Raw genomic sequence first — 14,326 nt, forward strand, 5'->3', positions numbered from 1 at the left:
AAGCGACGTTAACGGGCCAGGCCCCGCACTCGAAAGTGCGGGGCCTGACCGTCATAACGCCGACTGCCGCTTCTAGCGGAAGTCGTTGCCGAGATCGTAGTCATCCAGCGGGATGGCGTGGAACTCGGGAGCGCCGTCGCCACCCAGGGCGTCATAGGAGAAGTCGGTGAAAGCGCTGGGGCCCGTGAACAGGCTTGCCTTTGCTTCTTCCGTCGGCTCCACAGTGACCTCTGTGTAGCGGGGCAGACCCGTACCAGCCGGGATGAGCTTACCGATGATGACGTTTTCCTTCAGGCCGAGCAGAGGATCGCTCTTGCCTTCCATGGCCGCCTGCGTCAGGACGCGGGTGGTCTCCTGGAAGGAAGCTGCCGACAGCCAGGACTCGGTAGCCAAGGAAGCCTTGGTGATACCCATGAGTTCCGGACGACCCGAAGCCGGGGACTTGCCCTCGGACACGACGCGGCGGTTCTCGTCTTCGAAGCGGGCGCGCTCTGCAAGCTCACCGGGGAGCAAGTCGGAGTCGCCGGACTCGATGACGGTCACGCGGCGCAGCATCTGGCGGACGATAACCTCGACGTGCTTGTCGTGGATACCAATACCCTGGCTGCGGTAAACGCCCTGCACTTCGTCCACGAGGAACTTCTGTGCGGCACGCGGGCCCATGATGCGCAGAACCTGCTTCGGGTCCACCGGACCGTTGATCAGTTTCTGGCCGACGCTGACGTGCTCGCCATCCTCGATGAGGAGGCGGGAACGGCGCAGCACCGGGTAGGCGATCTCTTCGGAACCATCGTCCGGAGTGATGACCAGGCGCATCTGGCGCTCGGACTCTTCGATGGTGATGCGGCCGGCTGCTTCAGCAATCGGTGCGACACCCTTCGGAGTACGGGCTTCGAAGAGCTCCTGGATACGGGGCAGACCCTGGGTGATGTCGTCGCCACCACCGGCGGAAACAGCACCACCGGTGTGGAACGTACGCATGGTCAGCTGGGTACCGGGTTCACCGATGGACTGCGCGGCGATGATGCCAACAGCCTCGCCGATGTCAACGGTCTTGCCGGTGGCCAGCGAACGGCCGTAGCAGAGCGCGCAGGTGCCGACCTTGGACTCACAGGTGAGTACGGAGCGGACCTTGACCTCGGTGATGCCTGCAGCCAGCAGCTGGTCGATGACGACGTCGCCGCAGTCGGTGCCGCCGGCAGCCAGGACGTTGCCCTGGGCATCGACGACGTCGACAGCCAGCGTACGTGCGTAGGCGCTGTTCTCGACGTTCTCGTCCAGGACGAGCTCACCGTTGGAATCCGGCACGGCGATCGGGGTGACCAGACCGCGCTCAGTGCCACAGTCCTCTTCACGGACGATGACGTCCTGCGAAACGTCCACCAGACGACGGGTCAGGTAACCCGAGTTGGCGGTACGCAGAGCGGTATCGGCCAGACCCTTACGGGCACCGTGCGTGGCGATGAAGTATTCCAGAACCGACAGGCCCTCGCGGTAGGAGGACTTGATCGGGCGAGGAATGATCTCACCCTTCGGGTTGGCCACAAGACCACGGATACCCGCGATCTGGCGGACCTGCATCCAGTTACCACGTGCACCGGAGGACACCATGCGGTTGATGGTGTTCATCGGGGACAGGCTGTCGCGCATCGCCTGGGCGATCTCGTTGGTTGCCTTGTTCCAGATCTCGATCAGTTCCTGGCGACGCTCGTCGTCGTCGATCAGGCCCTTGTCGTACTGGCCCTGGATCTTGGCAGCCATGTTCTCGTAACCAGCCAGGATGGCGGGCTTGGAAGTCGGCACCTCGATGTCGGAGATTGCCACAGTGACACCCGAACGGGTGGCCCAGTAGAAACCGGCATCCTTCAGGTTATCCAGCGTTGCCGCCGTAACAACCTTCGGGTAGCGCTCTGCAAGGTCGTTGACGATCCGGGACAGTTCGCCCTTGTCGGCAACAGCCTCAACCCAGGGGTAATCCTCAGGCAGCGTCTGGTTGAAGATGACCTGGCCGAGGGAGGTTTCAACGAGAGCCGGCTGACCGGGCTCCCAACCTTCCGGAGCTTCCCAACCTGCGTACGGCACGAAGTCGTCCAGGCGGATCTTGACCTGGGAGTTCAGGTGCAGCTCACGGGCGTCGTACGCCATGATTGCTTCCGAAACCGAGGAGAAGATACGGCCTTCGCCGGCAGAACCGACACGCTTGGTGGTCAGGTGGTAGAGACCGATGATCATATCCTGCGAAGGCAGGGTCACCGGGCGGCCATCGGACGGCTTCAGGATGTTGTTCGAGGACAGCATCAGGATGCGTGCTTCGGCCTGGGCTTCCGGGCTCAGCGGCAGGTGGACTGCCATCTGGTCGCCGTCGAAGTCAGCGTTGAAGGCGCCACAAACCAGCGGGTGAAGCTGGATTGCCTTGCCTTCCACAAGCTGCGGTTCGAAGGCCTGGATGCCGAGGCGGTGCAGGGTAGGTGCACGGTTGAGCAGCACCGGGTGTTCGGTGATGATCTCTTCCAGCACGTCCCAGACCTGCGGACGGTAACGCTCAACCATGCGCTTCGCCGACTTGATGTTCTGGGCGTGGTTGAGGTCAACCAGGCGCTTCATCACGAACGGCTTGAAGAGCTCCAGGGCCATCTGCTTGGGCAGACCACACTGGTGCAGCTTCAGCTGCGGACCGACAACGATGACCGAACGGCCGGAGTAGTCGACGCGCTTGCCGAGCAGGTTCTGGCGGAAGCGGCCCTGCTTGCCCTTGAGCATGTCGCTCAGGGACTTCAGGGGACGGTTGCCCGGACCCGTGACGGGGCGGCCACGACGGCCGTTGTCGAAGAGGCTGTCAACAGCTTCCTGAAGCATGCGCTTCTCGTTGTTGACGATGATCTCCGGAGCACCCAGGTCAAGCAGTCGCTTGAGGCGGTTGTTGCGGTTGATCACACGACGGTAGAGGTCGTTGAGGTCGGAGGTCGCGAAGCGGCCACCATCCAGCTGGACCATCGGGCGCAGTTCCGGCGGGATCACCGGGACGGCGTCCAGAACCATGCCCAGGGGGCTGTTGTTGGTGGTCAGGAATGCGTTGACAACCTTCAGGCGCTTCAGGGCACGCGTCTTGCGCTGGCCCTTGCCGTTCTGGATGGTGTCGCGCAGGGACTCGGCCTCAGCCTGCATGTCAAAGGTTTCGAGGCGCTTCTTGATTGCCTCGGCGCCCATGGAGCCCTCGAAGTACAGACCGTAACGGTCGCGCAGTTCGCGGTACAGGCCCTCGTCGCCTTCAAGGTCGGCGACCTTGAGGTTCTTGAAGCGGTCCCAGACCTGCTCAAGGCGCTCGATGTCGGCGTCGGCACGCTTACGGACGTTCGCCATCTGGCGGTCGGCAGAGTCGCGGGCCTTCTTCTTGTCGGCAGCCTTGGCGCCTTCGCCTTCGAGACGGGCAAGCTCGTCTTCAAGGTCGCGGGCGATCGTGGCGATGTCGCTGTCGCGGTTGTCGATCATCTGCTTCTTCTCGAGGTCGTGCTCAACCTGGAGGTTCGGCAGTTCGGCGTGACGGCTTTCGGTGTCAACGCTGGTGATCATGTAGGCAGCGAAGTAGATGACCTTCTCAAGGTCCTTCGGTGCCAGGTCCAAGAGGTAGCCCAAGCGCGAGGGAACGCCCTTGAAGTACCAGATGTGTGTTACAGGCGCGGCCAGTTCGATGTGGCCCATGCGCTCACGACGCACCTTGGCGCGGGTGACTTCAACGCCACAACGCTCGCAAATGATGCCCTTGAAGCGCACGCGCTTGTACTTGCCGCAGTAGCATTCCCAGTCGCGGGACGGGCCGAAGATCTTCTCGCAGAAGAGGCCGTCCTTCTCAGGCTTGAGCGTGCGGTAGTTGATGGTTTCCGGCTTCTTGACCTCACCGTAAGACCAGCCACGGATGTCTTCCGCGGTGGCGAGGCCGATCTGCATGAGGCCGAAGGAGGATTCGCTGGACATATGGTCCCTGTTCTCTCTTGTTCTCTAAATTCTGAAGTCTTGGTTACGGGAAGAGGGAGCTGTCCCGGCGGGCAGCCACAAAGTGGTGCCCGCCGGAACGGCTGCTAGACCTCTTCTACGGAACTGGGCTCTGCGCGAGACAGATCGATGCCCAGTTCTTCCGCAGCCGTGAAGACTGCGTCATCAGAGTCACGCATTTCGATCGTGGTTCCGTCGGTGGAAAGAACTTCCACGTTCAGGCACAACGACTGCATTTCCTTGATCAAGACCTTGAAGGACTCGGGAACGCCAGGCTCAGGGATGTTCTCGCCCTTGACGATGGCTTCGTAGACCTTCACACGACCATGGATGTCATCGGACTTGATCGTGAGGAGTTCCTGAAGCGTGTAGGCGGCACCGTAAGCTTCGAGCGCCCACACTTCCATTTCACCGAAGCGCTGGCCACCGAACTGAGCCTTACCACCCAGCGGCTGCTGCGTGATCATGGAGTACGGGCCGGTGGAGCGCGCGTGGATCTTGTCGTCCACCAGGTGGTGGAGCTTCAGGATGTACATGTAACCGACGGAGATCGGGTCCGGGAACGGCTCGCCGGAGCGGCCGTCGAACAGACGGGTCTTGCCGGAGGAGTCGATCAGGCGGTCGCCATCGCGGGTCACGTTGGTGGAGTCAAGCAGGCCCGTGATTTCTTCTTCGCGGGCGCCATCGAACACCGGGGTGGCAACGGTGGTCTGGCCGGTTTCACGGGGCAGGTTCGGGAGGTTCTTGACCCACTCCGGCTCGCCTTCGATCTTCCAACCGGTCTTGGCAACCCAACCGAGGTGGGTTTCCAGGACCTGGCCAACGTTCATTCGACCCGGAACACCAAGCGGGTTCAGGACGATGTCCACCGGGGTACCGTCTGCAAGGAAGGGCATGTCCTCGATCGGGAGGATCTTGGAGATAACACCCTTGTTGCCGTGACGGCCGGCGAGCTTGTCGCCGTCGGTGATCTTGCGCTTGGCTGCAACGTAAACGCGGACCAGCTGGTTCACGCCCGGGGGCAGCTCGTCGTCGTTGTCGCGGTCGAAGACGCGAACGCCGATGACCGTACCGGACTCGCCGTGGGGAACCTTCAGCGAGGTATCGCGGACTTCGCGGGACTTCTCACCGAAGATGGCGCGGAGGAGCCGCTCTTCCGGGGTCAGCTCGGTTTCACCCTTGGGGGTGACCTTGCCTACCAGGATGTCGCCTGCTTCAACCTCGGCACCGATGTGGATGATGCCGCGCTCGTCCAGGCCTGCCAGGACTTCCTCGGACACGTTCGGGATGTCACGGGTGATTTCCTCGGCACCAAGCTTGGTGTCGCGGGCATCGATTTCGTGCTCCTCGATGTGGATGGAGGAAAGGACGTCCTCAGCAACAATGCGCTGGGACAGGATGATGGCGTCCTCGAAGTTGTGGCCTTCCCATGACATGAATGCCACGAGCAGGTTCTTACCGAGGGCAAGCTCACCCTGGTCCGTTGCGGGACCGTCAGCGATGATGCCGCCAACCTCCAGGCGCTGGCCTTCGTTGACCAGGACACGGTGGTTGTAGCAGTTGCCCTGGTTGGAACGGGCGAACTTGTTGATGCGGTAGTTGGTCTCGGTGCCGTCGTCGTTGATCATGACAACGAGTTCAGCGGAAACCTCGGTGACCACACCGGCCTTCTTCGCGATGACAACGTCACCGGCGTCGACGGCTGCTGCACGTTCCATGCCGGTGCCCACGAAAGGAGCCTCGGAACGGACCAGCGGCACAGCCTGGCGCTGCATGTTGGCACCCATGAGTGCACGGTTGGCATCGTCATGCTCGAGGAACGGGATCAATGCCGTTGCCACGGACACCATCTGGCGCGGGGAAACGTCCATGAACTGAACGTCTGCAGCGGGAACCAGGACGGGCTCGCCTCCACCACCACGGGCACGGACAAGAACGGTCTCTTCGGAGAACTTCTTGTCGGCATCCAGGGGAGCGTTGGCCTGTGCGATCAGGACCTCGGCTTCGTCATCGGCCGTGAGGTACTGGACCTCGTCCGAGACAACACCGTTGGAAACCAAGCGGTAAGGGGTCTCGATGAAGCCGAACGGGTTGATGCGGCCGTAGGACGCCAACGAACCGATCAGACCAATGTTCGGGCCTTCAGGAGTTTCGATGGGGCACATACGTCCATAGTGGGACGGGTGAACGTCACGGACTTCCATGCCTGCGCGGTCACGGGACAGACCACCCGGGCCAAGTGCCGACAGACGACGCTTGTGGGTCAGACCCGAGAGCGGGTTGTTCTGGTCCATGAACTGCGACAGCTGGGAGGTTCCGAAGAACTCCTTGATGGCTGCCACAACGGGACGGATGTTGATCAGCGTCTGCGGCGTTATGGCCTCGACGTCCTGCGTGGTCATGCGTTCGCGGACGACGCGTTCCATACGGGAAAGACCGGTGCGGACCTGGTTCTCGATCAGTTCGCCGACGGCGCGGATGCGACGGTTGCCGAAGTGGTCGATGTCATCGATGTCGACGCGGAGCTCGTGGTCTTCGCCGTCGCGCTTGCCCATGATGGTCTTCTCGCCGGCGTGGAGCGCAACGAGGAACTTGATCATGGCAACGATGTCTTCAACGTGCAGGACCGAAGCTTCCTTGTCACCAAGGGAGCGGTCGATGCCGAGCTTGCGGTTGATCTTGTAACGGCCAACCTTGGCAAGATCGTAGCGCTTGGCGTTGAAGTACAGGTTGTCCAGCAGGGACTGGGCAGCCTCGACTGTGGGCGGCTCGCCCGGACGCAGCTTGCGGTAGATGTCCAGAAGCGCGTCTTCGCGGGTCTCGGTGGCGTCCTTCTCCAGCGTTGCGCGCATGGAGTCGTACTGGCCGAACTCTTCCAGGATCTGGCCTTCGGTCCAGCCGAGGGCCTTCAGGAGAACCGTGACCGACTGCTTGCGCTTGCGGTCAAGGCGTACGCCCACCTGGTCGCGCTTGTCGATTTCGAGTTCGAACCAGGCACCGCGGGACGGGATGATCTTCGCAGTGAAGATGTCCTTGTCACTGGTCTTGTCTGCAGTGCGCTCGAAGTAGGCGCCCGGCGAACGGACCAACTGGGAGACAACGACACGCTCGGTGCCGTTGACGACGAACGTTCCCTTCTCAGTCATGAGGGGGAAGTCGCCCATGAACACGGTCTGCTGCTTGATTTCGCCCGTGTTGTTGTTCATGAACTCGGCCTTGACATACAGCGGGGCCGAGTAGGTGGCGTCACGGTCTTTGCATTCGGCCATGGTGTACTTCGGGTCAGCGAACTCCGGCTCGGAGAAGCTCAGGGACATGGTGCCCTGGAAGTCCTCGATAGGGGAGATCTCTTCGAAGATGTCGGCAAGTCCGGAGGTGGTGGCGACGCTGAGGTCGCCCTCCTCGACAGCCTTCGCTACCCGCGCCTGCCAGCGTTCGTTTCCGACGAGCCAGTCAAAGCTGTCCGTCTGCAGGGCGAGAAGATTCGGAACATCAAGGGGTTCGTGAATCTTTGCGAATGAGAGGCGACGGGTGGCACCATCGGTGCTTGCCGTGTTAGCGGTTTCGTTATTAGAGGTGCTCGAGGCGACCAAGAGGGATCCTTCCACAGACCTTCAGGCGTTTTCAGATCTCCCCCGTTTGCATTCTGCAGAGTGCTCCGCAGGATACTTAATCCGGTTCCGCTATATGACCCGGACCCAGTCTGCGCATGGTTGTGCACGTTTTGGAACGGCACGTCAATGACGCAGCTGAGAGGTAAAGCCCACCGCTATATGAAGGCTGAAGGTTAACAGGGAAGACGCAAATATCTACAATACGGCAAATCAGCCTTCCTGTCTACCCCAGATCGTCCGTGATTGCAAGCACCGTTGCCGCAGGCACCCAATGAAGGAAGTCCCGGCCACCCGGAATGCGCGGGCGGGCAGGATCGTTTAACGGTTAGTCACAAACACCGCGATAGCCTTGCTACACCATTCCCGGACCGGAAGAGAGACCATGAGCAACTCCGCTGACGACAATGACGTTGTCATCCTCGCCGCTTCCCGCACCCCGCAGGGTCGCCTCAACGGACAATTGGCGGGCTTCACCGCCGTCGAACTCGGCGCGCACGCCATCGGCGCCGCACTGGCGGCGAGCGGCGTAAAGCCCGAACAGGTTGACGCCGTCATCATGGGCCAGGTCCTCCAGGCCGGTGCCGGACAGAATCCGGCCCGCCAAAGCGCAATCGCGGCCGGCGTGGGCTGGAACATCCCGGCCGTGACCATCAACAAGGTGTGCCTCTCGGGTCTGACAGCAGTCATTGATGCCGCGCGCATGATCCGCAGCGGCGATGCCACCGTGGTGGTCGCGGGCGGCCAGGAGTCCATGACAAGGGCCCCGCACCTCCTCCCCGGTTCCCGCCAGGGCTGGACGTATGGCTCCATCCAGGCATTGGATGTTGCCGCCCACGACGGCCTCACCGACGCTTTCGACGGACAATCCATGGGTCTGTCCACGGAAACCAAGAACGTCACCCTGGGCATAGACCGCAAGGCCCAGGACGAGGTCGCGGCGGCTTCGCACCAGCGTGCCGCGGCTGCGATCGCGGACGGAATCTTCGACGTCGAAATTGCTCCCGTGAAGGTCAAACAGCGAAAAGGCGATCCACTGGTCCTCACCACGGACGAGGGTGTCCGCCCCAACACCACGGTGGAAACCCTAGCCCCACTGCGGGCCGCCTTTGCGACGGACGGCACCATCACGGCGGGTAACTCCTCTCCCCTGTCCGACGGCGCCTCCGCACTCGTGCTGACCAGTCGCCGCTTCGCCCGGGACAACGGGCTGGAATACCTCGCCGTAGTCGGCAAGCCCGGGCAGGTTGCCGGGCCTGACAACTCGCTGCACTCCCAGCCGTCGAATGCGATCGCCCAGGCGTTGAAGCGCGCCGGGTGGACGGCCGAAGACCTCGACTTCATTGAAATCAACGAGGCATTCGGGTCGGTGGCGGTGCAGTCCCTCAAGGACCTGCGCTATCCCCTGGAGAAGTGCAACATCCACGGAGGAGCCATCGCTTTGGGCCATCCGATCGGAGCGTCCGGCGCTCGGCTTGCCCTGCATGCTGCCCATGAACTCAAGCGCCGGGGAACCGGCAAAGCCGCGGTTTCCCTGTGCGGCGGAGGCGGCCAGGGCGAAGCACTACTGCTGTACCGCGACTGATGGGCGGCATTGAGACTGAGGGTGCGGAGCGGTTCCTTGCCGACGCCGCCGCCCGCGGACTGGACGTCGACGTCGTCGAACGTCCCGCAGCGCGCAGCCTGGAAGAGGCCGCCACCATCCTGGGGATCCGGCCGGCGGACATTGTGAAGTCCCTGGTGGTCAAGCACCGGGACGGCAGCTTCCTCTTCGCTTTGATTCCCGGGGACCGCCAGATCTCCTGGCCCAAGCTGCGCGCGCTGGTGGGCGTCAACAAGTTGTCACTGCCACCCGCGGAGGTGGCGTTGGACGCCACCGGCTATGAACGCGGAACCATCACTCCCCTGGGCAGCACCACGGCATGGCCCGTGTACGCCGATGCCACGATTACGGGGCGGCGCATCTCCATGGGAGCCGGGGCACACGGACGCAGCGCTTTTGTTGACGCCGATGCGCTGACCTCAGCCCTGGGCGCCGTCGTAGCGGACATCAGCGAACCTTCTTAAAGCAACGCGGGGTCACTTATGGCCGGTAAATCCCCTTGGGATGGGCCATAAGTGACCCCGCGTTGCTGTTTAACGCAGGAAGCCCCGCCCGGCGAACCGGACGGGGCTTCCAAAGCAAAACGAGTTACTTGAGGGTAACCGTTGCGCCAGCTTCTTCGAGCTGAGCCTTTGCCTTCTCTGCGGCTTCCTTGTTGGCGCCTTCGAGAACAGCCTTCGGTGCGCTGTCAACCAGGTCCTTGGCTTCCTTGAGGCCGAGGGAGGTGATGGCGCGAACTTCCTTGATCACTGCGATCTTCTTGTCGCCAGCAGCTTCGAGGATGACGTCGAAGTCAGTCTTCTCTTCAGCAGCTTCAGCAGCACCGCCGGCAGCGGGGCCAGCAACTGCAACAGCAGCAGCCGTAACTTCGAAGGTCTCTTCGAAGAGCTTGACGAACTCGGAGAGCTCGATGATGGTCAGTTCCTTGAAAGCTTCAATGAGCTCTTCGTTGCTGAGCTTCGCCATGGTGGCGTCCTTCCATTAGTTGGTGCAGGTCCGGACGATGCCGATCCATACACCAGAGTTTGTTTGGGGGGAGAACTTAGTTCTCTTCGGTTGCAGCTTCAGCGGCTTCGGCCGGAGCCGCAACCTCTTCAGCAGCAGCCTCTTCGGCCGGGGCTTCATCAGCGGCCGGTGCAGGTGCGCCGCCCTCTTCTTCAAGCTTGAGGCGCAGAGCGTCGATGATGCGTGCAGCAGCAGATGCGGGAGCCTTGAGGACACCAGCAACGCGTGCAAGCTGCAGTTCGCGGGACTCCAGGGCTGCCAGTGCGGCAACTCCTGCTGCGTCCAATGCCTTGCCTTCGAAGACGCCGGTCTTGATAACCAGCTGCTTGTTGGCCTTGGCAAAGTCCGTCAGGCTCTTGGCAGCAGCAACAGCGTCACCCTTGATGAAGGCGATTGCAGTGGGGCCGGCAAGCTGATCGTTGAATGCTTCAACTCCAGCTTCCTTGGCTGCAATGGCGCTCAGGGTGTTCTTGACGACCGAGAACTTGGTGTCCTGGCCGAGCGCAACACGCAGTTCCTTGAGCTGTGCAACAGTGAGCCCGCGGTATTCGGTCAGGACAGCCGCGTTCGATTCCTTGAAATCGTTGGTGATCTCCGCAACTGCGGAAACCTTGCTAGGCGTTGTCATAACCCTCCTTCCGGGGAATAAAGCCGGTCTTCCGGGTCCCCGCTCACGAGAGCTAAAACTAAAAACGCCCCGCGCAGATGCACGGGGCTTGGCTCAACACGGTTCGATCCGTGGAGACTAGCTTCGTTCACCTGCGCCGGCCGCCCTATGTTCAGGGTCCTTCGTCAAGGAATTCACTTTGTTCTCAGGGGCGTGGCTGCAGAATTGAGCTGTGCTCGAAAGAGTGGATTCCCATCAACCGACGGTCTTTGGTACTTCAAGGTTACGGGACAGTGTGCGGCAAACCAAATCGGGGCGGCACTACAGCCCGCGGTTGCCCCTATTCGGAGACTGTCGGCCCCTTATCCCGGCCCGGCAGTTCCTTCTGCCACAGTCCGGTGATGCCGGCAGTCGTGAACCCCAACTGCTTGTTGACAGTCAAGAGGTAACGGTTTTCCGGCGCGTTCCAGGTGTAGATCACTCTTGCGTCCGGAAACTGCTCGCTGAGCCGTTCCATGTTGGCCACTTTGATGAGCAAACCCAGTTTGTTTCCGCGGTGCTCCTGGAGGACCAAGGTGTCGTCCTGGAAGACCACGTCCTGGCGGTGGGCCAGGACACTGATGGTGGTCAGGCCCACCAGCTTGCCGCTCTCAAGATGCTCGACGGCGGTAACCACCGTGCGCCGTCCCTGCGCCAATGCGGCGTCTTCAGTTTCCCGAAGGACGGCGGTGTCGAAAACCATTCCGCTCGCTTCAACCTCGGGAGCATCGTCCTCGGCATCGTCACGCACAACCTCGCCTGCTGCGTTTTCCAACGCGGCAACAGCATCCAGCCAGGCGTCCGGGCAGCGGTCCGTCCAGTGGTGGAGGGCATAGCGGCCCCCGTTGGCTTCCTCCGCTTCCAGCTGGAGGTCAGCTACGAGCTGGGAGTCCAGGGGAAGGATGCAGGAGCTGAACTGTTCGATGTGCTGGAGTGTGTAGCCGGCTCTCTTGGCGAAGTCCACCTCCCTGCTGCTGACAGGGACAAATCCGGCCCCGCTGCCCGGAATCAGCTGGTCCTCGGGTACCTCCGTCAGGGACGTTGCAGGGTGGTTGGTGTCCACCAGGATCATGGTCCGGCCTTCGGCGCGGGCCAGCTGTTCGGCGGCCTCCAGCAGTTGCCGCCCGACTCCTTGCCCTTGGTACTCGGGAAGGATGTCCAGGGTGAATTCGGCCAGGTCCATGTTGTCAGCCAGGGGCAAGGCGATGTCCACGACACCGACGATGGCGCCTTCGACCTTGGCAACCAGGATGATCTGGCGTTCATAGGGATCGGAAAATTCCAGCAGCTTTTCCAAGGGAGTGTAGGCGAGGTCGTCGCTCCCCCACGTTTCCATGCGCACCCGGCGTCCGACTTCCACGGCGTCCAGGAAATCGGCGGCCTCAGGGCTGTCCAGGGTGTCAGGCACCCACAGCTGCCCGACCTGAACGGTACCCGTCTCGTCTACAGTCATCCCAGCCGTTTCTGCCATTCGCCTTCAAAGCCGGACGGCTTGAATCCAAGGGCGATATTTATGGCCAGCATATGCTGGTTTTCAACGGCGTTCCATGTCATGACCGACGTGGCGTCCGGCCAGAGTTCCTGTGCGCGGCGAAGGTTGCCGGTTTTCACCAGCATCCCTAAACCGTGTCCCCGGTGCCCGGGAGCCACCAAGGTGTCCTCTTGGTAGATCACCGCCGGCGCCTCTTCACGGTGCGTCAGGACCGTATAGGCGGCCAGCTCCCCCGTAGCGTCGTGGCGGGCTGCGCACACGGCGGACTCCACACCGCTGGCTTGCCAGGTGGCTTCCTCCCGGCGGACCCGGGCAGCGTCCCACACCTCGCCTTCCCACCCGAGGCCCGCGATGGGAACCTCTGTGCTCATGAGGCCCTTGAGGCTGGCGAAAGCGCCCACGAGGTGGTCCGGGCAACGCGACTTCCAGCCCAGGACGCTGTAGCCCGCCGAGCGTCTCAAGGCCTCCGCTTCCAGGACCCCAAGCGATTCCCCGGAAACGGGAAAGGCAAGCGTGCTGTTCGTTTCGACCTGCTCCAACGAGTAACCGTGGCGGAGGGCAAAGCGTGTGGATGCCGCGTCCAAAGGCACACCGCCTGAGCCGGACTTGGCCTCCAATAACTCCACGCCGGCGTCGACGGGCGCGATGGGTTCTCCGCAGTATGCATCGAACGAAACCCGCCCGCGGCCACTGGCCAGTTCCTCCAACAGGGCCAGGATCCGGGATCCAAAGCCACGGCGCCGGAAGGGCGCGTCGACAAGCACGTCCACACCCGCCGTCGTCGTGTTTTCACTCAGGGGCAGCGTCAAAGTGCCGCAACCCACCACCTCACCATCGAGGCGGGCCAGATGGACCTGGCGCTCTTCGTATTCATTTCCCTGCCAGAAAAGGACGGCCTCGGCCAGGGTAGCGCAGCGGTCCAGGTTGCCCCACAGTTCCATGGCATGGACGACGTTCAGTTGGTGAAAGGCCTGGAAGTCAGGGGCATCTGCGGCGTCCGGACTCGTGGGAACACGGATCCGTTCCACGGTCAATCCGGAAGGCCCTGAAATGTTCGACGACGTCACGCACCACAGCCTACGGCCCGCCTCCCGCGCGGAACAGACGGCGACAAGAAAACAGGCTGGAAGCGAATGCAGGCAGCGACAGAAAAAGGACCGCCCGGCAAAAGCCGGACGGTCCTTTTCAGAGCCAGTGCTCGCGAAGCTTACGCGTCGGTGAGAACCTTGGTGACGTTCGGGTCAACGGTGATGCCCGGGCCGAACGTGGTGGCAACGGTAGCCTTCTGGATGTAGCGGCCCTTGGAAGCGGACGGCTTCAAACGAAGCACCTCTTCCAGTGCTGCTGCGTAGTTCTCAGCCAGCTTGGTGGCGTCGAAGGACACCTTGCCGATGATGAAGTGAAGGTTGGAGTGCTTGTCGACGCGGAAGTCGATCTTGCCGCCCTTGATGTCGTTGACAGCCTTGGTGACGTCCGGGGTAACCGTGCCGGTCTTCGGGTTCGGCATGAGGTTACGCGGGCCGAGAACCTTACCGAGGCGGCCAACCTTGCCCATAAGGTCAGGGGTTGCCACTGCGGCGTCGAAGTCGGTCCAGCCGCCGGCGATCTTTTCGATCAGGTCATCGGAACCAACGAAGTCGGCGCCGGCAGCGATTGCTGCTTCAGCCTTGTCGCCGGTTGCGAAAACGAGGACGCGGGCGGTCTTACCGGTGCCGTGGGGCAGGTTGACGGTGCCACGAACCATCTGGTCAGCCTTACGCGGGTCAACGCCCAGGCGGAAAGCGACCTCAACGGTTGCGTCGAACTTGGAAGGGTTGGTGTCCTTCGCGAGGGTGATGGCCTCGAACGGGGCGTAGACCTTGTCTGCCTCGATCTTGGCTACGGCTGCCTCATATGCTTTGCTGCGCTTTGCCATGCTGCTGTTTCTCCTTGTGCAGTTGTGGTCTGCGGACCGCGCTGGGCCCTGCCACAGTCGGGGA

The 14,326-nt window shown here is 62.1% G+C and carries 9 protein-coding genes; 2 read left to right on the forward strand and 7 right to left on the reverse strand.

The window, feature by feature from the left end:
- Positions 1-72: 72 nt before the first annotated feature.
- A complete protein-coding gene (locus ACNAOU_RS16175) occupies positions 73-3,972 on the reverse strand; it encodes a DNA-directed RNA polymerase subunit beta' (protein WP_018776691.1) in 3,900 nt (1,299 codons plus the stop codon).
- 104 nt (positions 3,973-4,076) lie between these two features.
- Positions 4,077-7,583, reverse strand: coding sequence for a DNA-directed RNA polymerase subunit beta (rpoB, locus tag ACNAOU_RS16180; RefSeq protein ID WP_026267008.1), 3,507 nt, complete (start codon positions 7,581-7,583; stop codon positions 4,077-4,079).
- A 403-nt stretch (positions 7,584-7,986) separates the two neighbouring features.
- Here rpoB and ACNAOU_RS16185 point away from each other — a divergent pair, with 403 nt between their 5' ends.
- Both ACNAOU_RS16185 and ACNAOU_RS16190 read left to right on the forward strand, forming a co-directional pair.
- Complete coding sequence (locus ACNAOU_RS16185) at positions 7,987-9,186, forward strand: acetyl-CoA C-acetyltransferase (RefSeq protein WP_018776693.1); 1,200 nt, start codon at positions 7,987-7,989, stop codon at positions 9,184-9,186.
- Positions 9,186-9,668: an aminoacyl-tRNA deacylase gene (locus ACNAOU_RS16190; protein WP_018776694.1), complete on the forward strand. Its 483-nt coding sequence runs from the start codon at positions 9,186-9,188 to the stop codon at positions 9,666-9,668. The genes ACNAOU_RS16185 and ACNAOU_RS16190 overlap by 1 nt, the downstream gene beginning before the upstream one ends.
- A 124-nt stretch (positions 9,669-9,792) precedes the next feature.
- Here the strand turns inward: ACNAOU_RS16190 and rplL are convergent, their stop codons facing one another.
- The 5 genes from rplL to rplA form a co-directional block, all read right to left on the reverse strand.
- Positions 9,793-10,170 carry a 50S ribosomal protein L7/L12 gene (gene rplL, locus ACNAOU_RS16195; protein ID WP_018776695.1) on the reverse strand — a complete coding sequence of 126 codons (378 nt, stop codon included), beginning with the start codon at positions 10,168-10,170 and terminating at the stop codon, positions 9,793-9,795.
- A 76-nt stretch (positions 10,171-10,246) separates the two neighbouring features.
- Positions 10,247-10,837 carry a 50S ribosomal protein L10 gene (gene rplJ / locus ACNAOU_RS16200; RefSeq protein WP_018776696.1) on the reverse strand — a complete coding sequence of 197 codons (591 nt, stop codon included), beginning with the start codon at positions 10,835-10,837 and terminating at the stop codon, positions 10,247-10,249.
- Positions 10,838-11,156: 319 nt separating this feature from the next.
- Positions 11,157-12,326 carry a GNAT family N-acetyltransferase gene (locus ACNAOU_RS16205; protein WP_079580749.1) on the reverse strand — a complete coding sequence of 390 codons (1,170 nt, stop codon included), beginning with the start codon at positions 12,324-12,326 and terminating at the stop codon, positions 11,157-11,159.
- The gene (locus tag ACNAOU_RS16210) at positions 12,305-13,414 is read right to left on the reverse strand and encodes a GNAT family N-acetyltransferase (RefSeq protein ID WP_422757226.1); all 1,110 of its coding nucleotides are present in this window, start codon (positions 13,412-13,414) and stop codon (positions 12,305-12,307) included. Before ACNAOU_RS16210 ends, ACNAOU_RS16205 begins: the two co-directional genes overlap by 22 nt.
- Positions 13,415-13,554: 140 nt before the next feature.
- Positions 13,555-14,262, reverse strand: coding sequence for a 50S ribosomal protein L1 (rplA, locus tag ACNAOU_RS16215; RefSeq protein WP_018776699.1), 708 nt, complete (start codon positions 14,260-14,262; stop codon positions 13,555-13,557).
- Between the last annotated feature and the right edge of the window lie 64 nt (positions 14,263-14,326).

This window comes from Paenarthrobacter sp. C1, assembly GCF_049315185.1.
GTDB lineage: Bacteria > Actinomycetota > Actinomycetes > Actinomycetales > Micrococcaceae > Arthrobacter > Arthrobacter nicotinovorans.

Excerpts from the sequence above, each read along its gene's own strand:
- ACNAOU_RS16175 (WP_018776691.1), bottom strand. The coding sequence starts at position 3,972 with ATGTCCAGCGAATCCTCCTTCGGCCTCATGCAGATCGGCCTCGCCACC.
- rplA (WP_018776699.1), bottom strand. The coding sequence starts at position 14,262 with ATGGCAAAGCGCAGCAAAGCATATGAGGCAGCCGTAGCCAAGATCGAG.
- ACNAOU_RS16185 (WP_018776693.1), top strand. The coding sequence starts at position 7,987 with ATGAGCAACTCCGCTGACGACAATGACGTTGTCATCCTCGCCGCTTCC.
- ACNAOU_RS16205 (WP_079580749.1), bottom strand. The coding sequence starts at position 12,326 with ATGGCAGAAACGGCTGGGATGACTGTAGACGAGACGGGTACCGTTCAG.
- ACNAOU_RS16190 (WP_018776694.1), top strand. The coding sequence starts at position 9,186 with ATGGGCGGCATTGAGACTGAGGGTGCGGAGCGGTTCCTTGCCGACGCC.
- rplL (WP_018776695.1), bottom strand. The coding sequence starts at position 10,170 with ATGGCGAAGCTCAGCAACGAAGAGCTCATTGAAGCTTTCAAGGAACTG.
- rplJ (WP_018776696.1), bottom strand. The coding sequence starts at position 10,837 with ATGACAACGCCTAGCAAGGTTTCCGCAGTTGCGGAGATCACCAACGAT.